Source organism: uncultured Roseobacter sp. (genome assembly GCF_947495025.1).
Lineage (GTDB): Bacteria > Pseudomonadota > Alphaproteobacteria > Rhodobacterales > Rhodobacteraceae > Roseobacter.
Map to the genome: position 1 here is coordinate 125,649 of NZ_CANLXG010000002.1, position 20,695 is coordinate 146,343.

The window sequence follows — 20,695 nt, forward strand, 5'->3', positions numbered from 1 at the left end:
CTGATATGCTGGTCTGAAAGCCCCATCAACCAGCTGTCCATCCGCCATCAATCAGCATTGATGTGCCGGTCACCATCGCAGAGGCGTCCGAGGCCAGGAAAACCGCCGCCCCCATGATGTCTTCCACCTCGCCCACTCTGGGCAGCTTGATCTTATCCATGATCCACGCCAGCCGCTCCGGGTTGGCAAATGTACCCTCTGTAAGCGGCGTCCGGATGAAGGTCGGACAGATCGTATTGATGCGGATGCCGGATTTTCCCCACTCAATCGCCATGGATTTCACCATGCCCTCAAGCGCATGCTTTGATGCGCAATAGACTGCACGGTCCACACCGCCCACATGCCCCATCTGGCTGGAGATATGAATGATGGATCCCCGCCGGCCGGCTGCGATGAGCGCTCCGGCTGCGCGCGACGACAGGAAATAGGCGCTGCGCAGGTTGATATTCATCACGGCATCAAAATCTGCCGGTGTTGTTTCGGTCGCCGGGCTATGGCGTGCGAGCCCTGCCGAATTGATGACCACGTCGAAAGGTGTCCCGAAGACCTCATCCATCGCCTGCAGGTCTGTCTGATCAAATGTCAGCGCCTCGGCCGAGAGACCCGCCGCGGCCATCGCATCCACAGCGTCCTGCAACGGTCCGGCGCGCCTGGCGGCGCAGACCACATGCGCGCCCGCTTCGGCCAGCGCCACCGCGCACCCCAGACCAATGCCTGACGATCCACCAGTAACGAGCGCGCGGCTGCCGGTCAGGTCGGATCGTGGTGTTCGGGGTAAACGGGTCACAGTGCTGCTCCGGTCTCCGGGTCAAACCCGTTTCGTACCTTGTTAAACTCGCGCATACGGGCCAGTACGTCGACCCCGATCTGATCATACATGTGCAACAGGTCGACCATCACCCAGTTTTCACGGATCAGGTCTTTTTCCAGCCGCCAGAAATCGAGGCTGCGCATCGAAATCTTTTTACCCGGCGGTGCGATGCCCAGCCAGCCGCCGTCTGTGATCGACTGCACCATATTGGGCCATCCCGTCACGGCGGCGTAATTGCGGTCACCGAAGAAGTGGTATTCGATTTCGTCCAGGTACTGGCCGCGGTCAGGCATCGCATTCAGAAACGGGATCTGGTGCCAGTTCCTGAAGCCACTGATGCCCCGGCCTGTACCAATGCCCGAGGGTCCGTACCAGGACATTTTCGGGTGCCAGAACCGGTGCATCTGCATGACCTCCGGTCCGCCTTCTGAGGGATGCTTTTTCATGTGGCTCAGCATATCGACAATACGCTCACAGGTGCGAAAGCCTGCTGCCTCGTCTGATGGCCCTGTGATCAGCCCGTCACAGGTCGCAGGCCCCGGGACGTGCCATTCCCGCCCCAGCGACGGGCTCATTGGCCAGGCGCGCGCCTGCATCATAACTTCGGGAATATCCCAGAGCGCCTGTACTTCGGTAACCCTGCCATCCGTGATGCGATAGAACTCGTGGAACCGCAGATGAACCATGTGTCCGGTCGGCGGAATATCGAGCCAGGGCGCCGAGAATGTACCGCAATAATAGCCCCCGCAGCCAACCCAGTCCGCACCCTCCGGGGTTGTCCCGGCCATGACGATGAAATCACGCCGCTCCAGATCCGGGACCGCCGCCGCGAGCGGCAATACCGCGCTGCTCATCCATGCCTCGACGCCCGCCAGGTTTTCGAACGGAAATGCGAGGCGGAAAACCACATCCTGCGCACAGGCCTTGTTCAGCGCTGTCCGCAGACTGTCGGGATTAAAGTCATACATCGCCGCCCGAACCGGTGCGATCAGGTCTTTATGGGTACTGTGCCGGTCTGTCATGCCCGCGCCTTTTCCTTCATTCTGTCAAACAGGCTGATACCCATCTGGGCAAAAAGGTGAACCATATCCACGAACACCCAGTTCTCGGTGAAACGGTCCCCGGTTCTCAGCCAGAAATCGAGGCCCGAGACCTCGATTGGTCGCCCAGTCGCGGCATGACCCAGATAGGGACCGCCATGGGTGCCCACGACGCCCATAGGCCCGGACGCGGCCAGGATACGGTCTTCAGCAAAAAGGCTCTCCAGATGCATGACCTTCCGGTCGGGAAAGGCTCTGAGCCATGGCTGCTGGTGCAGATTTTCGAACTCCGCCAGTGAAAGGCAGGCGCCGATGCCACCCGGGCCATACCATTTTACATTCGGGTGAAAAAACCGGGCCATCCCCATGCTGGACAGGTCCTGCTCGTCAAAGCTGTTAAGCCCGCCGAAGATAAACCGGCGGCCAAAATCCAGCGTTTCTGCGGTTACACCGGGGTCCTGCGGTTCTGTCAGAACACCATCGTACGCGGTCGGCGCAGGATAGACATGCGCAGCACCGCGCGGCGGCGGCAGAACACCAAGGCCGATCTGATCGAACCAGTCCACAAAATCCAGGATTGTCTGGGCGTGTACAACATTGCCCCCGGCATCAAATCGCAGGAACTCGCCCCACCGGATGCGCAGCGCGGTATCCTGTGCCGGAATGCCAAAAACCGGCGATGTGGCATGGCCGGTAAAATACCCGGTGCCGGCTACCCACCTGGTGCCATCGCCCTGTCCGCTTTCATGCGCAGACGAGTCCCCTCCGAGGAAAAGATGGGTTTGCCGCGCAAGGTCCGGGATCGCGGCACGCAGGGGCGCAAACATCTTTTCAATGATCGCCCCCGCAGACGTACAGATGCCAACAGGTTCAGGACCCTGCCAGTGGCTCACCCGGGTCAGTTCCGGCAAAGCACTGGCAGGATCAGTGTCAAGCGCCCGCCACAGCCGCAGAGCCGTCTCCTTGTTTCGCTGGTTTGGCTGCACGCGTGCTTACTCCGCTGCTTCCTTCGCCGGCGCACCTTCGCCATAGGGCACATTGAGCCCGCCGTATCTGCGGACGCGCAGATTGCACTGCTCGGCGTGCCCTACGAACCCTTCAAGCATACAGAGCCGCGAACCGTAGGCCCCGATTTCTGCGGCCGCCTCATCGGTGGTGATCTTCTGGTAGCTGTGGGTCTTGAGGAACTTACCAACCCAGAGACCGCCGGTATAACGACCGGCCTTTTTGGTCGGCAATGTATGGTTTGTCCCGATGACCTTGTCGCCGTTTGCCACGTTCGTGCGGGGCCCCAGAAACAGGGCGCCATAGCAGGTCATATTTTCCAGAAACCAGTCATCCCGTTCTGTCATGACCTGGACGTGCTCTGACGCGACATCGTCGGCCACCTGCAGCATCTCCTCCCATGTGTCGCACAGAATAACCTCGCCATATTCTTCCCAGCTGACCCGCGCCGTGTCGGCTGTGGGCAGAATGGTCAGAATACGTTCGATTTCTGAGAGGGTCTCATCGGCCAGTCTGCGCGAATTGGTCAGCAGCACCGCGGGCGAGTTGTACCCGTGCTCGGCCTGCCCCAGCAGGTCGGTTGCACACATCTCGGCATCCACGGTTTCATCGGCGATCACCATGGTCTCAGTCGGACCGGCGAACAGATCGATCCCGACGCGGCCAAAAAGCTGCCTTTTGGCTTCGGCCACAAAGGCATTGCCCGGGCCAACCAGCATATGCACAGGCTCAATCGTTTCCGTGCCAATTGCCATCGCACCCACAGCCTGGATCCCGCCCATGACGTAAATCTCATGCGCACCGCCCAGATGCATCGCCGCGATCACTGCCGGGTTCGGCCTGCCCCTGAAAGGCGGCGTGCAGGCGATGATACGCGGCACGCCAGCTACGCTGGCCGTCGCCACGGACATATGTGCCGATGCCACCATCGGAAATTTGCCCCCCGGCACATAGCATCCCACGGACTGCACAGGGATGTTTTTGTGCCCCAGAATGACCCCCGGCATTGTCTCGATCTCGATATCCAGCATGCTGTCGCGCTGCGCCTGGGCAAAGTTGCGCACCTGCGCCTGGGCAAATTCGATATCGTGCAGCTCCTGCGGGCTGAGCTGGGAGATCAGTGCCTCAATCTCTTCCTCGCTCAGGCGGAAGGATGCAGGCGAATAGCTGTCGAATTTCTCGCTCAGCTCGCGCACCGCTACATCGCCGCGGGCCTCAATATCTGCCAGGGTGCTTTCGACCGCAGCACGGGTTTTTGCATCGTCATCGGCACGTTCGGCATCCGATTTTCCGCGTTTGAGATATTCTATAGCCATTCTTCCTGTTCCTCACTGACCGGGGCGCGGCGGCTCTTTCTCGCCGCGATCAAAGGCTTCCCAGCCCTCACCGCCAAAAACGTCATGGCCCAGCTGGGCCAGCACGTGCGGGAAATCCACCATCACCCAGTTGTCGGTGATCTTCCCTTCCTCGACTTTCCAGAAATCCATGTAACGGATCTCGACCCGCCTGCCGGTTGGGGCGACGCCCATGAATTCTCCGGAATGCGTCGCCTCCTGACGCCCGAATGCCGCCGCCCATTCGCCCATATACAGACGCGCCTCGTCGACACAGACCTTGTCGGAAAACGCTGCCTGGAAAGGACGTTGCCAGTTGTCCTGAAACTCGCGCAGACCGTTCTTGGTCCCGCAGCCCTGGTTGCCCATCCAGCGGAAACTTTCCGCGAAAAAGGTGCCGATGTCGTCAATACGGTGATCGTTCAGCCCATCCACCATGCCTTCAATCACAGCACGGGTTTCATCTGTTCTGCTCATGTCCGTGTCTTTGCTCAGCACGGCCTGTTCTGGTCTGGAGCCCTTCATCCGGACCCTCCTTTCTTCATCAGGTTGGAAACGCGTTGGTTATCTGCGCGTCCCGCTGATGAAATCACGGGGCATTCTGTTCAGAGCGGGATGGCGCTGCATCAGCCCTGATCTGGCGTTTCTGCTCATCAGCCTTTCACCGCCCCTGCCGTCAGGCCGCTCACAATCTGGCGCTGGAACACCATGACCAGCAAAAAGAGCGGTGCCGTGATGGATACCGCGGCCGCCACCGCCTCGACCTGGTCTGTGGTCGTGGTTTCGCGGTTAAAGTAACCCGCGATGGCCGGCACCATGGTCTGGTTCTGCGCATCAAGAAGCAGCGACGTTACCAGAAAGTCGTTATAGCCCAGCAGAAAGCTGAAAAGGCCCGTCGTAATAACGCCCGGCCACATCACCGGCATGATCACCCGGCGGAAAGCCTGGAAATGGCTGCACCCGTCAACGCGGGCGGCCTCGTCCAGTTCGGCGGGGATGTTCTGGAAAAAGCTGCGCAGCATCCAGATGGTGAAAGGCTGGTTGATCGACACCAGCACGGCAATAACCGCCCACGGCTGACCATAGAGCGTCGGAGCACCTTCACCGAAGATCGGGCGCAGTATTTCGCTGGAGTTGATGAACACCGGCAGGTAGCCGGCGACAAGCACCGAGTGTGGCAGAGCACGGAAGATCAGCGCCAGGATCAGCAGCCAGAACGCCAGATCGGAACCTGATCGCGCCAGCCCGTACCCGGCAAGCGTGCCGACGGTCAGCGAGATGGTAACAACCCCGGCAGTGACCAGCATGGAGTTGAGAAAGTTACGGTAGAATTCATTCTCGCCCCAGACGGCCACATAGTGTTCGGTCGTCAGACCCAGCACAGGTGTTCCGAGCGGGCCCAGAATACTGTTCACAACGCTCAGCACCAGTGGCAGCAATCCAAAAAATACGAGGATAAACGCGACCGCATAGAGAACGGCGCCAAAGACCCAGCCCAGCACAAGAAACGCGGGCGGTGAGTACTGCTGCACAAGTCCCGGGAGGCGCGTGAATGCCCAGCGGATCGAGAAATAGAGCACGATCAGCCCGACAACGATATCAATAACCGAAAGTCCGTTTCCCGCCGCCCGTGTCGCCGGGCCGCTGATGACGTCCCAGGGGCTGTCGGCAAAGGCATCCACCGGAGATTTGAAGCTCATGATTGCGATCCAGAAGATCGGAAATGCCGCGAGCAGGCACCAGAAGGCAAGAAAAGCGCCGGAGGAGAAACGCAGTGCAAAGGACTGCTGCATCGCTTTGGAGGTAGACATCAGTGCGCACTCCCTTTGTGGTCACGCCATGTACGGCGCAGCGGCAGGATCAGCAGGAAGACAATCCCGATCATGGTCAGCATGGCAGAGGCAGAGGCCCGGGAAATTGCCCGGTTCCCGGCATCGTCAGGCGTCATGAAGTCATAGGTCAGCCACTGCAGAGAAATCACATGCGCCTGGCTGCGGAAGCCGACGATTTCCTCGAAGACGCGGTAGCAGTCCATCAGGTGGATCAGCGCAATGAAAACGATCAGCGGCATCAGATGCGGCACGATCACATGACGCAGTCTTTCCCAGCGGCTGGCCCCGTCAATTACAGCAGATTCCAGCGTGTCCATATTTACGGTCTGCAGGCCTGCGTAGAAAATCACGAACGCAAAAGGTGCCACGTGCCAGACACGGTAGAAATACATCAGCAATTCGATGGTCCAGGCCTGGGCAAACATCGAGATATTCTGGCCGGACCAGCGTTCCATCATCGCGGTCAGAATACCGTCGCCTACGAAGAGCCAGTAGATAGAAAGCGACCCGATCACCGGCGTGATGATGAACGGCAGAAGCGAAATAAAGATGATCGGTCCGCGTATGGCCCGGGTGGCGTTATTGACCGCTAGCGCGATCGCCAGACCAACGCCGATCACCAGCGGCAGGGTCAGCAAAGTGAAAGACAGGGTAAACCGCAAGGCCTTCCAGAAATCGATCTGCATGATGTCATTCCAGCTGCCATTGCCGACGGCGGCCCAGAATTTATCCATTTGCAGAACGTTCTTGTAGCTTTGCAAACCAACCCATCTGGTCTCGGTGATGGTCTTGCCATTGTCGTCCAGCACCGGGACCGTCTTTATTTCAGTGGTACAGGTCTGCGTCAGGAAACCCGGCGTACAGGTCTCGACCTCGACCTGTTCAAGGATCGGCTGGGTCACCTGAAAACTCTGGATGAATACGCTGATCAGAGGGGCCGCAATAAACAGAAGCATCATAAAGACTGACGGGCCGACAAAGGCTGCAAATGTCCTGAACTTCATGGGGTTACTCCCTGCACCGGTCTGGTTTGCAATGTGTCCGGATAGTTTGCAAAGAAGCGCATCGCGCCACTTTGCAAAATGCCCGGATGGTGGCGGCTGGCCGGACGGATCCGGCCAGCGCGTGTATTACTTCAGAACGCCGGCTTCTTTGGCCGATGTTGTATAGGCTTCCTCAATCGCAACCAGAGTGGCAGCTGCATCGCGCTCGCCTGTCAGGAATGCGGGCAGCTCGTTGCCGAGCGCGGTGTGAAGAAGGCCCATCTGTGTGGTGGACGGGTACGCGGGAGGTGCCGGGTTGGCTGTCGCCGTTTCAATCGCCCCTTTTGCGATATCGGTCGGCTGGTAGCCGCTGACCAGCCAGATCGCTGCGTCATTCGCGCCGGATACCATCTCTGTGTCGAGACCTTCCATGGCCAGACGGAAAGCTGCATCTGCTTCCTCGTCCGAGATGTTTTTCGCGATGACGATACCATCCCACCACAGTGTGGTTGCAGGTGCACCGTCTGCCGTCGCTTTCGGCGCGGCGGACATGGCAACTTTGCCGACAACCTGGCTCTCGGCTTCGTCATTCATAGCACCTGCGCGGCTTGCCCACAGGTTCGCCATTGCGATCTTGCCCTGCTGGAACTGCTGCTGAACGTAGGTGGAATCGCTTACAAGAACTTCCGGGTCAGTGTACTCCAGCGCTTTCTTCATGGTCGCCAGCGCGGCAAGCCCCGCGTCAGAATTTACCGCTGTGGTGTTGTCGTCGTTGAAGAACTGACCACCATGCCCGGGATACATGTTCACGAATTCCTGCGCCAGGTTCCAGCCGGATTTCATCGTGGCACCCAGCGGATAATCCACAACCCCGGCCGCCTTGATCTTGTCCGCGGCAGCATAGACTTCATCCCAGGTTGTGGGCGTTGCGATACCCAGATCGGCCAGGATATCCGAGCGGTACATGAGGTGCTGCGTGTTCACCATCATCGCCACAGCCATGATCTCGCCATTGATACGGATCAGCTGGTTGGGGCTCAGGTTCTGGCCGTACTTTTCGACGAGATCATCAAGTGGCCGGATTGTGCCGGCGTTCAGCAGCGGTGTAATCGTGCCGTTGGAAACGCCACCGATCTGATACAGCGACGGATTTGCCTCAAAGGCGGCCGGCTGCTTTGTGCGGAACTCCTGATCGAGCTCAGCCTGGAAGTTACCGCACTCGGCCATCGCGTCAGTGACGGCTTTCCATGCCTCAAAACCGGCTGAGAGCGACTTGATCGGCACCTCGTTCTCGTAGGAGCAGGCCGCGAATGCCGCGCTCCCCATGAGCGAGACCGCGCCCGCCAGTGCAATTCTTTTCAAAAACATATGCAAACTCCCTGTTGCGTTTACGCGGGTGCATCTTGCAAGGCTGCACCCTTTTTTGGCCCCCCGCAGGGGACGTGATCCGATCAGGACGCGCCTATGCGCATCCCGCTGTCCCTGTCGAACAGGTGACAGATCGAAACCGGAACAGCGAAGGAGATCATATCGCCGATCTCTGCCCGGAAATCTTTGTGTGCTTTGACCGAGACAAGCTGGCCACCTGCCCGAACCGTGAGCATCGTGGCATCTCCCAGAAGCTCAATCGTATAGACCGGCGCGTTGATCTGGCCCGCGCCGTTTTCGGCAATGCTCGCATCCTCGGCACGAAACCCCAGCGTAAAGGGTCCGTCCGGCGCGGAAAGACCGCTGATCTCGACATTACTGCCGCGAAATACCCCCCCCGAGACATCACCATCCATAAGGTTCATCGCCGGGCTTCCGATGAAGCTGGCCACAAATGTATTCGCCGGGTTGTCGTAAATCTCTGTAGGTGTGCCAACCTGCTGCACTTTGCCCTGCTTCATGACAACCACGCGGTCAGCAAGGGTCATGGCTTCGATCTGATCGTGGGTGACGTAAACCGTCGTCACCTTGAGTTCGTGGCTGAGATTTTTGATCTGTGCCCGCGTGGAAACGCGCAGTTTTGCGTCCAGATTGGACAGCGGCTCGTCCATCAGGAAAACGTTTGGTTCGCGCACGATCGCACGCGCCAGAGCCACCCGCTGACGCTGGCCACCTGAAAGCTCGGCGGGTTTGCGATGCAGGAAATCGTCCAGTTCCACCATGGCAGAGGCGCGGCGGACGCGCTCATCGTGTTCGTTGTCCGGCACTTTCCGGACCTTCAGCGGAAACCGGATATTTTCGTAGACGTTCATGTTCGGATAAAGACCGTAGGACTGAAAAACCATCGCCACATCGCGGTCTTTCGGATCGAGGTCGTTCACGACGCGCCCGTCAATGATAATCTCGCCATCGGTGGCGTCCTCAAGGCCCGCAATCATCCGCATTGTCGTCGTCTTGCCACAACCTGAGGGGCCGAGCAGCACGAGGAATTCCTGATCCGCAATGGTCAGATCGAAGTTGTCCACTCCGACAAAGCTGCCCCAGCGTTTGTTGACATTGCGCAGTTGAATTTCGGCCATGATGCCCCCCACTGACACAGCCCACGGACAGCAGGCCTTTCCTAACGCTAGTCAGCGAGGTTAACGCTTGGCAAGGATTTTTTGCAAACGTGTGCAAAATTCCTGCAGAAGGGTCCGTCAGATGACCGAATGCAACCGCAGCACGATCCGACACCGGCAGCACGGGACAGACCGGTCTGATAACCGGTCCGGATACTTACAAAACTCAGGATTTACGCTGGGAATCTGCACCTGCGAACCGTCAGGCGCACATCCGGAAACACAGGTCATCAACCTCTAAAAAACACCGGCGGATACTGGCGCATGCTGCCGAGGCAACTGCCGGATTTTTCATCACGCAGCGGCCACAATAACAGGTCTGTGCGGCCCCGGATGGTCCCGGACCGCACGAATCGTACAACCAGTCTGCCGTCAGAAAAACGCCTGAATACCTGTCTGTGCCCGGCCAAGGATCAGCGCATGAACATCATGCGTGCCCTCATACGTGTTGACCGTTTCGAGGTTCATCATGTGCCGGATCACCTGAAATTCGCCGGAAATCCCGTTGCCGCCATGCATGTCACGCGACTGCCGCGCAATCTCAAGCGCTTTTCCGCAATTGTTCCGTTTCACGATGCTGATCATCTCAGGGGCCGCATTCGCAGCGTCAAGCAGACGCCCGACCTGCAGGGAAGCCTGCAGACCCAGCGAGATTTCCGTCATCATATCCGCAAGTTTTTTCTGAAACAGCTGTGTGCCGGCAAGTGGCTTGCCAAACTGATGTCGGTCCAGGCCATACTGGCGCGCAGCGTGCCAGCAGAATTCAGCGGCCCCCATGGAACCCCAGCTGATGCCATACCGCGCACGGTTCAGACAGCCGAACGGTCCCTTGAGGCCCTGAACATTGGGCAACAGCGCGTCCTCACCGACCTCGACACCGTCCATCACAACTTCGCCCGTCACAGAAGTCCTGAGCGAAAGCTTGTTGCCAACTTTGGGAGCGGAAAGGCCAAACATACCTTTTTCCAGGACAAAACCACGGATTTTGCCACCGTGCTCTTCCGACTTGGCCCAGATGACGAAAACATCTGCGATCGGCGCATTTGAAATCCACATTTTGGAACCGGTGATCCGGTATCCGGTTGCCGTCTTTTCAGCCCGTGTTTTCATACCGGCCGGGTCCGAGCCTGCATCCGGTTCTGTCAGACCAAAGCAGCCAATCCACTCGCCGGAACAGAGCTTCGGAAGAAATTTTCTGCGCTGCGCCTCTGAGCCATATGCATAAATCGGGTAGATCACGAGGCTGGACTGCACAGACATCATCGAACGGTAACCCGAATCCACCCGTTCGACTTCACGCGCGACCAGGCCGTAAGATACATATGACCCCCCAAGCCCGCCATATTCCTCAGGGCAGGTCACACCGAGGAGCCCCATGTCGCCCATCTCGCGAAAGATGCCCGGCTCTACCGTTTCACCGGCAAAGGCATCAATCACCCGCGGCTGCAGTTTTTCCTGCGCGTAGGCCGCTGCACTGTCGCGGATCATACGCTCGTCTTCACTGAGCTGATCAGAAAGGCGGAAAGGATCAGACCAGTCAAAACTGCCCAGATCTGGTGCGTCTTTGGCTTTCAGGACAGGCGCTTCGGCATTCATGACATTTCCTCTCGGTTTTTTGGACAGATGAGCGTTCGCGTCGCATTATTGCAAATGCAACGCGGAATGACTAACGAAGCTTTGTCCCTCATTGTATGAGAAAAAGTCATATGATTGCGCCACGCCGTTTTCTGCCCTCCGTTTCCGCGCTGTTGTGTTTTGAAGCCGTCGCACGGCTTGGCAGCGCAACCCTCGCCGCAGCAGAGCTCTCGCTGACGCAAAGCGCTGTCAGCCGTCAGCTGCGCACACTGGAAGAGCAGCTGGATGTCACGCTCCTCGTTCGCGAAGGGCGGGGACTGGCACTGACGCCGGCAGGCAGAAATTATGTGACCGAAATCCGCGACGTGCTGACCAGCCTGGCCCGTGCCTCGCTCGCCGCGCGTACAGACTCTTCCGGTGGCACGCTGAACCTGTCCATCCTGCCGGCTTTCGGGATGCACTGGCTGGCTCCGCGCCTGCAGGATTTCGCCAGGCTGCATCCCGAAGTAACAGTGAACCTGTCCACCAGGCTTGCGCCTTTCGATTTCCGGTCGAGCACCTTTGACGCAGCCATTCACTTCGGACGCGAAGACTGGCCCGGTGTGCATTATCTGCCGCTGATGCCGGAGACGGTCGTCCCGGTTTGTGCACCGGATCTTTTCAACGGCCAGGCACGCGATCCGGCAGAACTACTGGCCTGCGATCTGCTCTACCTCGACACACGCCCCCGCGGATGGGCGCGGTGGTTTCGCGCGGTTGGCGTTGATCAGGATCCTCCTGCAGGCATGGTTTTTGATCAGTTCTCAACAATGGCGCAGGCCGCAATCCACGGTCTGGGCATCGCCCTTCTGCCAACCTTTTTCGCGCAACCTTATCTCGACAGCGGGCAACTGGTACTCGCAGCACGGCAAACCACAGAAAGTATCGGGAGCTATTACCTTGTGTGGCCAGGTGAACGCAGCAATGACCCGGCGCTCTCTTCATTCCGGTCATGGCTGTCCCATCAGGTGGACACGGCACCGGATACAGCCGGATCAATTCCCCCATAACGAGAAAAGTGCTTTGTTGCCAGTATTGTAGACGCATCGGAAACACTCTGTATGCACCCGGAATGCCGCTACCGGGACATTGCTCTGGCCCAATTCAGTCTCAATTCAAATTTATCACAATTCACATCTGCTGATTGGGTGGGGCCGGTCTGAGGAAAGTGTTTTGCGAGTTAAATCTGTTTCGTTTGTTACCCTGTTCTTTCTCGGACTGGCCCCATTCAGCATTGCCGCCCAGGAGGCGCGCGAGCACGTTATTTTCATCCTTGCAACGTCCTACTTCCCGACGGTGACCGAGGTCCGCGAAGGAGATTCTGTCCGTTTCGTAAACGTCAGCGGGAAAACCCACAGCGTGCGCCATAAAGACGGTCTGTGGGAAACGATGGACATTGATGAGGGTCAGGAACTCGTCATGTCCGTTTCCGCAGAGATGGCAGGACGGTTCTTTGACAACACCGGGCGTTTTTCCGGTGATCTGCTCCGCACAGATCAGGCCGCAGATTAACCGGCCCTTTCTCTAATTCTGTTTTTCCGGCTCGAACGGCTCAATCAGTTCAGGACCGCTGGCACGGTTTGAGTTTACCGCCCGACTGACCCGGTACTGCACCAGATCCTCGTCCGGCGCGGCTTCCATCAGCACGGCCGCGCCGTGACCGTTTTCCCCCAGCCACAATCCAAAATCATCGGGCTTCACCAGAACCGGCATTCTGTGGTGAATCTCAGCCATTCGCCCGTTCGCGGCCACCGTGACTATGGCGCAGGTTCGCATTGCCTCGCCCTCCGGTCCGGTCCATTCCTGCCAGACCGCCGCCATGACCATAGGTGTCCTGTCTGCCAGACGGATATACCAGGGATCACGGGCACCATCAGGTGTTCGGGTCCATTCGTAGAAGCCATCCGCTATGATCAGCCCGCGCCGCTGGCGAACAGCGTCACGAAATGCAGGTTTTTCCGCGATGGTCTCTGAACGGGCATTTATCAGAAGCGGCCCGCCGGTTGGTTTTCGGTACCAGTGGGGCAAAAAACCCCAGCGCATGGTCGTCAGCCTGCGAGGTCGCTCAACACCTCCGATTACAACGTGTATGTCTGTGGTAGGGCAGACATTGAAATTCGGTACATCCGGCAGATCGTTATCCGGCTGCGCGTTAAAGAGCTGCGCCATCGCGTCGCGCGGCAGGGTTATGGCGAAACGTCCACACACAATCCCAGTCTATTCCTGACGGGCGCCCCACACCAGAACCCCCGGAACAAAAAAATGCGCCCGCTGTTACAACGGGCGCATCCGGAAAACACTCAGGCGTGTTTATTTCGCAGTAATGCGACCGTCCTTGTAAGGCGTATAAGGTGCATTGGCCGCAATAAATTCGGCAGTTACATCAGCCAGATCCGGCCCGAAGTCATAGGCGTTCTGAGCGTCGCGGAACATTTTGTAACCATCTCCTCCGTTACGCAGGTAGTTGTTTGACACGACGCCATAGAGCTTACCTGGGTCGATGGGGGCCCCACCGACCATAACGTCGCTGATCCGGCTGCCTGCGGGTTTGGATACATCAAAAGCATAGCTCATGCCGGCAACCTGCGGGAAACGGCCCGCGCCCTCCTCAACCTCACTCACGCCGTTCTCCAGCGCCTCAACAATCGTTGCACCGTCGACCTGAAACGTGCTGAGCGTGTTCTGGAAAGGCAGCACGGTCAGCACTTCACCCATCGTTACTTCGCCGGCATCAATGCTTGCGCGGATGCCGCCACCGTTCTGAATGGCGATCTCGATGCCCTGATCCTTGACCCGGTCCAGCATCGCATCGGCGATCAGGTTGCCCATGGCGCATTCAACGGCCCGGCATTCTTCGCGCACGCCGACGATTTCCTGAGCGGTTTCGGCCACCACGCGATTGCGGATCTCATCCAGAGGCGCCGCGGCCTCAGCGATCCGCGCGGCGGTTGCGGCATCGGCTGTCACAGCTGCGTCAATGATCAGCGGCTCGCCCGTTGCCTCAGTGATGTTCCCGTCGTCATCAAAGGTAACGTTCAGTTCACCCAGAAACTTGCCATAGGCATAGGCCTGGACGATGGCGGTATCACCGACCATCGTCGGGTAGGGACCCACGGCGCGTTCATTGGAGTTTGACAGCAGCGTGTTCGAGTGGCCGCCAACGATCACATCAACGCCGGTCGTGCCTGCTGCAACCCTCTGATCGGTGCCATAACCGGAGTGGCTCAGTACGATGATCTTGTTGATCCCTTCAGCAGTCAGGCGGTCCACTTCACCCTGAACGGCAGCAACCGGGTCCGAAAATGTGATGTTCGGGCCAGGCGAGGCGAGCTCATCGGTATCTTCAGGCGTGAGGCCAATAAGGCCGATCCTTTCGCCGCCACGCTCGATGACCGTGGATTTTGCCAGTGTATCCGCCAGCAGCGGTTCAGCAGAAACATCTGCGTTGGACATCAGAACCGGGAAATTCACGGCGTCCATAAAGCCACGCAGCACTTCGGGGCCATCGTCGAACTCGTGGTTGCCAACGGTCATGGCATCATAGCCAAGCTTGTTCATCATCTCCGCGGCCAGAGCGCCCTTGTAATAGGTATAGAAAAGCGTGCCCTGGAACTGGTCACCGCCATCGACGAGAATCGAGTTGTTGCTGCGGGCCCGGGCCTCTGCGACGGCCGTCACGAGGCGGGCGGAGCCGCCAAAACACTTGCCTTCTGCGTCGTCTTCAGCCGAACAGCCGCTGTCGTATTTGCTGATTGGTTCAAAGCGCGCATGAAAATCGTTGGTATGCAGAATGGTCAGGCTGTATTCGGCAGCAGCCATGCCACCAGTCAGCGCCAGTGCCGCAGTTGCGGTCAGGAATCGTTTCATTGTTTTTCCCCTCAGAAGACTTCTGCTCCATCGTGACCCGGCTGTTGCGGGCTGTCAAAGGCTGTCTTGCCTTTGTGTGCGCTGTCCCTGCGTCACCGGTCACGGTGCAGGCACTTGACCCCGCAAAGGGCACAGGGCAAGAGCGGTTTATGATCATTTACAAGATATTCCGCGCCTCCGAGTGGGCCGATCTGCGTGCAAACGGCGAAACTGCTGGTGCGCCGATTGATGTCACAGATGGATACGTGCACTTTTCAACGGCTGAACAGGCCGCAGAAACTGCCGCAAAACATTTCGCCGACGAAGACGATCTGATGCTTCTCGGGGTCGAGACGGACCGGCTTGGTGACGCGCTCAGGTGGGAACCTTCACGGGGCGGGCAGCTTTTTCCGCATCTCTACAGAGCGCTGCGTCTCGAAGACGTGGCATGGGCCCAGCCTCTCCCGCTCAGCGCGGGCAGACATGCTTTCCCTGCAGGTCTGGGGATCAGCGATCCGTGAAATCCCGGACGGTAGAGGGCTGATCATGAAAAAACTAATGGAACAGGCAGGACTGCGCGCTCTGCGCCAGGTGGACCCGGAAAAGGCCCATGGTCTTGCTCTGCGCGCGCTGAAAGTCGGTCTCGCCCGGCAGCCGGGTCCGGTTCAGTCGGACCGACTGCGCACCAGAATTGCTGGCATCGACATGCCGAACCCGCTGGGCCTGGCTGCGGGGTTTGACAAGAACGCTGAAGCAGTCGGGCCACTCTCGCGGGCTGGCTTCGGGTTCATCGAGGTCGGTGCGGCGACGCCTCTGGCGCAACCGGGCAATCCCCGCCCGAGGCTCTTTCGGTTGTCAGAAGATCAGGCCGCAATAAACCGGTTCGGCTTTAACAATGAAGGTATGACGGCCATTGCACAGCGGCTGAGCCGGGCACGATCGGAGGTACCTCTGGGGATTAATCTCGGTGCGAACAAGACCAGCGAAGACCGGGCTGCCGACTTTGCGAAAGTCATGCAACAGATGCGCCCCTTTGTTGCTTTTGCAACGGTCAATGTGTCCTCACCCAACACCGAAAAACTGCGCGACCTTCAGGGGCCCGAAGCACTGGCGGCACTGCTTGACGGCGTTATGAATGTGCGCGGCAGCACGCCGGTATTCCTGAAAATAGCGCCAGACCTGACCAGCGCGGAACTGCGGGACATCGCAACCGTTGCTGCAGATGCCCGGATCGACGGCATTATCGCAACCAATACCACGCTTTCACGCGACGGGCTGAGCAGTCGGCACGCGCGCGAAGCCGGCGGGCTTTCCGGCCAGCCGCTGTTTGAAAAGTCGACGCGTGTTCTGGCAGAGCTTTCAAGGCTCACGGACATCCCGCTCATCGGTGTCGGGGGGGTTTCCAGCGGCGAACAGGCATATGCCAAGATCCGTGCCGGAGCTTCGGCAGTCCAGCTCTATACCGCGCTGGTCTTCGGCGGGTTGTCTCTGGTCCGGGACATCCTGCAGGATCTCGACCGCCTGCTTGAAAAGGACGGTTTTACTTCGGTCCGGGACGCCACAGGTACGGGACGGGACGCCTGGCTGTAGCCGCCAGGCGATTACTGGTTGGTGCGAAACGGATTGTGAGAACTCGTCTGCCGTTCACCGCAGTTGCTTTTGCGTTCCCGCTGAGGCTGTTGCGGGTTCAGTTGCAGAACAACGGCCGGCAGAATGCGCGCAACCTGCCCCATGTCCCCCATGTTCCAGGCTGTCGCCAGGCGGGTCTTCTCCTCTGCCGGGAGCCGGGCCATCTCAAGCATGAGTTTCATGACAAGGGTTTCCCGGACATCACCGAAGCCGCGTGCCACCAGGTGAAAAGCACCGGGGCCACCAATGACACAATCCGCATAGAATTCAGTAACCCGCTGAAAAGAAGGATCCTCAAAGGCGGGGGGTTCCGCCGACACTTCGATGGGCAGCCCGTTGACAGTCAGCCCCATGGCCAGCAGATGATCACGGGCCTGAAGTACGGCAAAGCCATCGTTGATCACCCCGTCGCCCGAGATGTCGATGATGTAGTCACGTGCCGCAACGCGCAGCGCGGACATCGCCGTTTCCGCCGCCAGCAAAGCATCGCCCACGGCTGTCGGCTGCAGGTACATCGGATCATTCGGAGTGTCGTCAATGGCGAGAATATCTTCTGCAAAGTCTGCCATCTCGGCGTGCGAGGACATAATGCGGATGGGCAGATGAACGCGCTGATACCGGGTACCACTCCATTCCATATAGGCAATGGCAACACGGCCCGCACCACCACCAAGGGCCATCGCTGCAACCCGGGGGTCACTCAGGGCCTCAGCATAGGCCTCGCGCTGGAACAGCCGCTCCTGCGAACTGATCGAAGAAGATACATCGACAGCCAGAACCAGAGCAATGTCAACGCGCGTCGGATCGTTTACGTCTGCGCGGCCCGAGGCGTAGCGCAGATTGTCCGCGTCACCCGCAGCTGCGATTGCAGCGAGGCCAGTGATCAGCAGTGTCAGCAGTCCGGCGACGAGCCGACGCAATATGCAGTTCGAATACATTTGCCGTCTCCTTTCAGGTACGGCCATCTCCCACCTGCATCAGATGCGCGGAATTTGTAGCAAAAAGGCGTTAACAACAGCTTTGCAGCCCGCACAGACGCGGTGTGCCCGGGCCTGGCCGGGGCACACCGGGCAGTCAGGCTGCTCCTGTCTGCCGCTCCAGCGCAGGATATCGCATACCCAGAGTGATCCCCCGCGCGACAAACGAAATCAGCAGTGCCAACCAGAGCCCGTGGTTTCCATAAAGCGGTAACAACACGAAAATCGCGCCCCAGTAGATCACAAAACTCAGCGCCATCATGTTGCGCATGTCCCTGCTGCGTGTTGCACCGATAAATATTCCGTCGAGCATCCAGGCGGCGCATCCGACAAAAGGCGCTGCAACCATATAGGGCAGAAATTCCCGCGCCGTCGCCTGAACATCCGTATCCTTTGCCATAAGATCTATGATCCAGCCGCCGCTTGCACCGAAAACCAACGCGAGTGTGACACAGACAACCAGACCCCAGGTTGACGTAACCACCGCAGACCGCCGCACGAACGCCCTGTCACCCCTGCCGATGGCACGGGCGATCAGTGTTTCTGCTGCAAAAGCAAAACCATCCATTGCGTAGGCCGTGATGTACATCAGCTGGATCAGCACCTCGTTCGCGGCCAGCGTAACGTCACCGAACCGGGCGCCAATAAAAACGAACGACGAAAAGATGATCATCAGCATCGCTGAACGCAGCAGAATATCCGTGTTCAGCAGAGCCATCCGGATCAGTTTTGCGCGATCAAAGATCCGGGGCCAGTCGTGCCAGTCAGGCCGGGCGAAAGCGTCACGGCAGAACCAGAGCGCAAGCGACACACCGGTAATCTCCGCAATCACAGTCGCAGAGGCGACACCGGCGACACCCCAGTCGAACACGAGCACGAAAAGCAGGTCGAGCAGTATGTTGACCCCGTTCATCACCAGCTGAACCCAGAAAACGCCCGCCGTCTTTTCCATCGCTACCAGCCATCCGGTCAGCGCATAAACAGCAATCGCGGCCGGCGCTGTCCAGATGCGGATGCTGAGATACGTATACGCGAGGCCTTCGACTTCTTCGCTCGCAGGTGCCAGCGATAAGGCAGCCCAGAAAATCAGCGGCTGCAGCACGATCAGCGCCAGACCTGCCGACATCGCGACCAGCAACGCGCGGGTCAGCCAGGCCGAGACCTCAGCTTTGTCACCCGCCCCCTCTGCCTGTCCCACCAGTCCGACCGTCCCCATGCGCAGAAAGCCGAAAATCCAGTAGACAGTAGACAGGACGATAGCGCCGAGGCCCACAGCGCCGATCGGCGCTGCCTCGCCCAGCTGTCCCACAACGCCAACATCGACCGCTCCAAGTACTGGTACCGTCGCGTTTGAGAGAACAATCGGCAGTGCAATTCGCAGGACCCGCCGGTGACTGATCGCCGCCTTCGCTTCGGTGGCGGCCTCAGTCACGCTTCTCAGGCATCAGAAAATGACCCGTCGCCGAGGCAAAAAGCCGGTCCCGGTTATCCTGCCAGGCCTCGACCTGCACACTGGCATAGCGCCGTCCGGATCGCACAATACGCGCCCGCGCATACGCGTCCCGGGGCAGGCCGGAACGGAGGTAATCTGTTGAAATATCAATTGTCTTCGGCAACCGCGGCAAGCCTTCCTCTTCGAGGCCGCTGGCGTCGATCGCACCGGATTCGACATCAGCCCAGAGATAGGTCCAGCTCAGGGTGATGATTGCCGTCACCTCAAGAAATGCGGCGGTTACACCACCGTGAATCGCCGGCAGCATCGGGTTGCCGATCAGCTTCTGATCAAACGGCAGGATACCTGTCAGTTCGTCACCGCGACGTTCAAAACGGATACCCAGAAACTGTATGTAGGGCACACCGGAAACGAGGGCGCGCAGAGTTGCGTCACGTCGTTGTTTGATGACCTGAACCGGTTCAGGCGGGCGTCTGGGGGATTTCATCGGCGGCCCTCTACAGTAAAGGCGCCGGTCGCTGCAGCCACAGGGTTGTCTGTATCCTCATCCGTCGCAGTTGCCCGTACGAAGGCCACGGTGCGGGTCACATGATAGCAGGTCGCGCGTGCCGTAATCCGCTGACCGGGCTTTGCTGCGCGCATGTAGTCGATCCGCAGGTCTATCGTCGCGGTGCCGCCCGGGTTCTCGGGATGCGCCATGACGGCGGCCCCGCAACATGTGTCCATAAGCGCTGAGACCGCGCCACCATGGATCACGCCGGTTTCCGGATCGCCCACCAGTTTTTCATCATAGGGCATCTCGATCACCGCCACGCCGTCTTCGAGCTCGGTCAGTTGCATGCCCAGCGCTTTGCTGTGGGGAATCGCCTCGATGAACTGGCGGGCGATCTGGGTTTTGGATGACATATGACAGTTGCTCCGTTCCGACGCGGTCGCGCCCGGTTGACCCTTTATCAGCGCAGACCTGCACCATGATCAAGGGCGGGAGTTGCGCTTGCGCTGCTGGCGTCCTACGCTCACGGCGGGAGAGAGACAAAGATGGCATCAGATCGTCTGACATTCAAAGAGATGTGCGCAGAATTTGACGTGACTCCACGTACGCTGCGTTACTACGAATACATTGAACTGCTGCAACCGGACCGCGAAGGCCGGGCGCGGTATTACGGGCCCCGTGAAAGAGCCCGGATGAAGCTGATACTGCGCGGACGCAAGTTCGGATTTCAGCTCGAGGATATCCGGCAGTGGCTGCTTATTTATGAAAACGAGGGCAACGAAGCGCAGATGCAGGCCTGGATCGAGCTGGCAGACCAGCAGCTCGCCCAGCTTGCGGAAGACAAAGCTCAGCTGGAAGACGCAATCTCCGAGCTGAAAAAACTGCGCGACGATACGGCCGCATCTCTCGGCTGATACGGATGCAGCCAGCATTCCCCCGACATTAATTCAGCGGTCACACTGCCGGTGCGTCCGGCCACCCCCCAGGATTCTGAGCGGAAGACGGCCCGGAAGTCGTGTTTTCAAGGATGCCGTTGGGTCGGCCGCAAAGTGACGCAACGTTCGGGTTACGTAAACGTGAACCGGTGTTGTAGCAGAATACCCAACCCTTAACTGAGGCGTAATCCGACGCC

Annotated in this window: 21 protein-coding genes; 5 read left to right on the plus strand and 16 right to left on the minus strand. The window is 58.9% G+C overall.

Annotated elements, in window-relative coordinates:
* Positions 1-25: 25 nt before the first annotated feature.
* The 10 genes from Q0792_RS08655 to Q0792_RS08700 form a co-directional block, all read right to left on the minus strand.
* Positions 26-787, minus strand: coding sequence for an SDR family oxidoreductase (locus tag Q0792_RS08655; RefSeq protein WP_298839031.1), 762 nt, complete (start codon positions 785-787; stop codon positions 26-28).
* A complete protein-coding gene (locus Q0792_RS08660) occupies positions 784-1,833 on the minus strand; it encodes an ester cyclase (RefSeq protein WP_298839033.1) in 1,050 nt (349 codons plus the stop codon). The genes Q0792_RS08655 and Q0792_RS08660 overlap by 4 nt, the downstream gene beginning before the upstream one ends.
* On the minus strand, positions 1,830-2,837 hold the full coding sequence (locus tag Q0792_RS08665; RefSeq protein ID WP_298839035.1) for an ester cyclase: 1,008 nt from the start codon (positions 2,835-2,837) through the stop codon (positions 1,830-1,832). Before Q0792_RS08665 ends, Q0792_RS08660 begins: the two co-directional genes overlap by 4 nt.
* A 6-nt stretch (positions 2,838-2,843) precedes the next feature.
* Positions 2,844-4,172 carry a histidinol dehydrogenase gene (gene hisD, locus Q0792_RS08670; RefSeq protein ID WP_298839038.1) on the minus strand — a complete coding sequence of 443 codons (1,329 nt, stop codon included), beginning with the start codon at positions 4,170-4,172 and terminating at the stop codon, positions 2,844-2,846.
* Between the two features lie 12 nt (positions 4,173-4,184).
* Positions 4,185-4,715, minus strand: coding sequence for an ester cyclase (locus Q0792_RS08675; RefSeq protein ID WP_298839041.1), 531 nt, complete (start codon positions 4,713-4,715; stop codon positions 4,185-4,187).
* 128 nt (positions 4,716-4,843) lie between these two features.
* Positions 4,844-6,001, minus strand: coding sequence for a carbohydrate ABC transporter permease (locus Q0792_RS08680; protein ID WP_298839044.1), 1,158 nt, complete (start codon positions 5,999-6,001; stop codon positions 4,844-4,846).
* Positions 6,001-7,026, minus strand: a complete 1,026-nt coding sequence (locus Q0792_RS08685; RefSeq protein ID WP_298839047.1) for a carbohydrate ABC transporter permease — start codon at positions 7,024-7,026, stop codon at positions 6,001-6,003. The genes Q0792_RS08680 and Q0792_RS08685 overlap by 1 nt, the downstream gene beginning before the upstream one ends.
* Before the next feature lie 126 nt (positions 7,027-7,152).
* Complete coding sequence (locus Q0792_RS08690) at positions 7,153-8,373, minus strand: ABC transporter substrate-binding protein (RefSeq protein WP_298839049.1); 1,221 nt, start codon at positions 8,371-8,373, stop codon at positions 7,153-7,155.
* Positions 8,374-8,456: 83 nt separating this feature from the next.
* Positions 8,457-9,512, minus strand: a complete 1,056-nt coding sequence (locus Q0792_RS08695) for an ABC transporter ATP-binding protein (RefSeq protein WP_298839052.1) — start codon at positions 9,510-9,512, stop codon at positions 8,457-8,459.
* 411 nt (positions 9,513-9,923) lie between these two features.
* A complete protein-coding gene (locus Q0792_RS08700) occupies positions 9,924-11,147 on the minus strand; it encodes an acyl-CoA dehydrogenase (protein ID WP_298839054.1) in 1,224 nt (407 codons plus the stop codon).
* 110 nt (positions 11,148-11,257) lie between these two features.
* On the opposite strand from Q0792_RS08700, the gene Q0792_RS08705 reads away from it, so the two are divergent.
* The gene (locus tag Q0792_RS08705) at positions 11,258-12,175 is read left to right on the plus strand and encodes a LysR substrate-binding domain-containing protein (protein ID WP_298839057.1); all 918 of its coding nucleotides are present in this window, start codon (positions 11,258-11,260) and stop codon (positions 12,173-12,175) included.
* A gap of 163 nt (positions 12,176-12,338) precedes the next feature.
* A complete protein-coding gene (locus Q0792_RS08710) occupies positions 12,339-12,677 on the plus strand; it encodes a hypothetical protein (RefSeq protein WP_298839060.1) in 339 nt (112 codons plus the stop codon).
* 12 nt (positions 12,678-12,689) lie between these two features.
* Here Q0792_RS08710 and Q0792_RS08715 read toward each other — a convergent pair whose 3' ends face one another.
* Both Q0792_RS08715 and Q0792_RS08720 read right to left on the minus strand, forming a co-directional pair.
* On the minus strand, positions 12,690-13,373 hold the full coding sequence (locus tag Q0792_RS08715) for an SOS response-associated peptidase (RefSeq protein ID WP_298839062.1): 684 nt from the start codon (positions 13,371-13,373) through the stop codon (positions 12,690-12,692).
* Between the two features lie 102 nt (positions 13,374-13,475).
* Positions 13,476-15,032, minus strand: coding sequence for a bifunctional UDP-sugar hydrolase/5'-nucleotidase (locus Q0792_RS08720; protein ID WP_298839064.1), 1,557 nt, complete (start codon positions 15,030-15,032; stop codon positions 13,476-13,478).
* A gap of 149 nt (positions 15,033-15,181) precedes the next feature.
* Between Q0792_RS08720 and Q0792_RS08725 the strand changes: the two genes are divergently transcribed.
* The gene (locus tag Q0792_RS08725) at positions 15,182-15,532 is read left to right on the plus strand and encodes a DUF952 domain-containing protein (RefSeq protein WP_298839066.1); all 351 of its coding nucleotides are present in this window, start codon (positions 15,182-15,184) and stop codon (positions 15,530-15,532) included.
* A gap of 25 nt (positions 15,533-15,557) precedes the next feature.
* Positions 15,558-16,601 (plus strand): quinone-dependent dihydroorotate dehydrogenase, encoded by a 1,044-nt coding sequence (locus tag Q0792_RS08730; RefSeq protein WP_298839068.1) that lies wholly within the window; start codon positions 15,558-15,560, stop codon positions 16,599-16,601.
* 11 nt (positions 16,602-16,612) lie between these two features.
* Here Q0792_RS08730 and Q0792_RS08735 read toward each other — a convergent pair whose 3' ends face one another.
* From Q0792_RS08735 to Q0792_RS08750, 4 genes are all read right to left on the minus strand, one after another.
* Positions 16,613-17,578: a DUF1194 domain-containing protein gene (locus Q0792_RS08735; RefSeq protein WP_298839070.1), complete on the minus strand. Its 966-nt coding sequence runs from the start codon at positions 17,576-17,578 to the stop codon at positions 16,613-16,615.
* A gap of 136 nt (positions 17,579-17,714) precedes the next feature.
* Entirely contained in the window at positions 17,715-19,049 is a 1,335-nt protein-coding gene (locus Q0792_RS08740) for an MATE family efflux transporter (protein ID WP_298839072.1), read from the minus strand.
* A complete protein-coding gene (locus Q0792_RS08745) occupies positions 19,042-19,557 on the minus strand; it encodes a PaaI family thioesterase (protein ID WP_298839074.1) in 516 nt (171 codons plus the stop codon). Before Q0792_RS08745 ends, Q0792_RS08740 begins: the two co-directional genes overlap by 8 nt.
* A complete protein-coding gene (locus tag Q0792_RS08750) occupies positions 19,554-19,976 on the minus strand; it encodes a PaaI family thioesterase (RefSeq protein ID WP_298839076.1) in 423 nt (140 codons plus the stop codon). The genes Q0792_RS08745 and Q0792_RS08750 overlap by 4 nt, the downstream gene beginning before the upstream one ends.
* 132 nt (positions 19,977-20,108) lie before the next feature.
* On the opposite strand from Q0792_RS08750, the gene Q0792_RS08755 reads away from it, so the two are divergent.
* On the plus strand, positions 20,109-20,477 hold the full coding sequence (locus Q0792_RS08755) for a MerR family DNA-binding transcriptional regulator (protein WP_298839078.1): 369 nt from the start codon (positions 20,109-20,111) through the stop codon (positions 20,475-20,477).
* Positions 20,478-20,695 lie beyond the last annotated feature (218 nt).

Bases quoted from the DNA above. Each gene is read 5' to 3' on its own strand.
- Q0792_RS08730 (WP_298839068.1), top strand. From the start codon at position 15,558: ATGAAAAAACTAATGGAACAGGCAGGACTGCGCGCTCTGCGCCAGGTG.
- Q0792_RS08680 (WP_298839044.1), bottom strand. From the start codon at position 6,001: ATGTCTACCTCCAAAGCGATGCAGCAGTCCTTTGCACTGCGTTTCTCC.
- hisD (WP_298839038.1), bottom strand. From the start codon at position 4,172: ATGGCTATAGAATATCTCAAACGCGGAAAATCGGATGCCGAACGTGCC.
- Q0792_RS08705 (WP_298839057.1), top strand. From the start codon at position 11,258: ATGATTGCGCCACGCCGTTTTCTGCCCTCCGTTTCCGCGCTGTTGTGT.
- Q0792_RS08660 (WP_298839033.1), bottom strand. From the start codon at position 1,833: ATGACAGACCGGCACAGTACCCATAAAGACCTGATCGCACCGGTTCGG.
- Q0792_RS08685 (WP_298839047.1), bottom strand. From the start codon at position 7,026: ATGAAGTTCAGGACATTTGCAGCCTTTGTCGGCCCGTCAGTCTTTATG.
- Q0792_RS08750 (WP_298839076.1), bottom strand. From the start codon at position 19,976: ATGTCATCCAAAACCCAGATCGCCCGCCAGTTCATCGAGGCGATTCCC.
- Q0792_RS08700 (WP_298839054.1), bottom strand. From the start codon at position 11,147: ATGAATGCCGAAGCGCCTGTCCTGAAAGCCAAAGACGCACCAGATCTG.
- Q0792_RS08755 (WP_298839078.1), top strand. From the start codon at position 20,109: ATGGCATCAGATCGTCTGACATTCAAAGAGATGTGCGCAGAATTTGAC.
- Q0792_RS08690 (WP_298839049.1), bottom strand. From the start codon at position 8,373: ATGTTTTTGAAAAGAATTGCACTGGCGGGCGCGGTCTCGCTCATGGGG.
- Q0792_RS08720 (WP_298839064.1), bottom strand. From the start codon at position 15,032: ATGAAACGATTCCTGACCGCAACTGCGGCACTGGCGCTGACTGGTGGC.
- Q0792_RS08675 (WP_298839041.1), bottom strand. From the start codon at position 4,715: ATGAAGGGCTCCAGACCAGAACAGGCCGTGCTGAGCAAAGACACGGAC.
- Q0792_RS08695 (WP_298839052.1), bottom strand. From the start codon at position 9,512: ATGGCCGAAATTCAACTGCGCAATGTCAACAAACGCTGGGGCAGCTTT.
- Q0792_RS08745 (WP_298839074.1), bottom strand. From the start codon at position 19,557: ATGAAATCCCCCAGACGCCCGCCTGAACCGGTTCAGGTCATCAAACAA.
- Q0792_RS08735 (WP_298839070.1), bottom strand. From the start codon at position 17,578: ATGTATTCGAACTGCATATTGCGTCGGCTCGTCGCCGGACTGCTGACA.
- Q0792_RS08725 (WP_298839066.1), top strand. From the start codon at position 15,182: ATGATCATTTACAAGATATTCCGCGCCTCCGAGTGGGCCGATCTGCGT.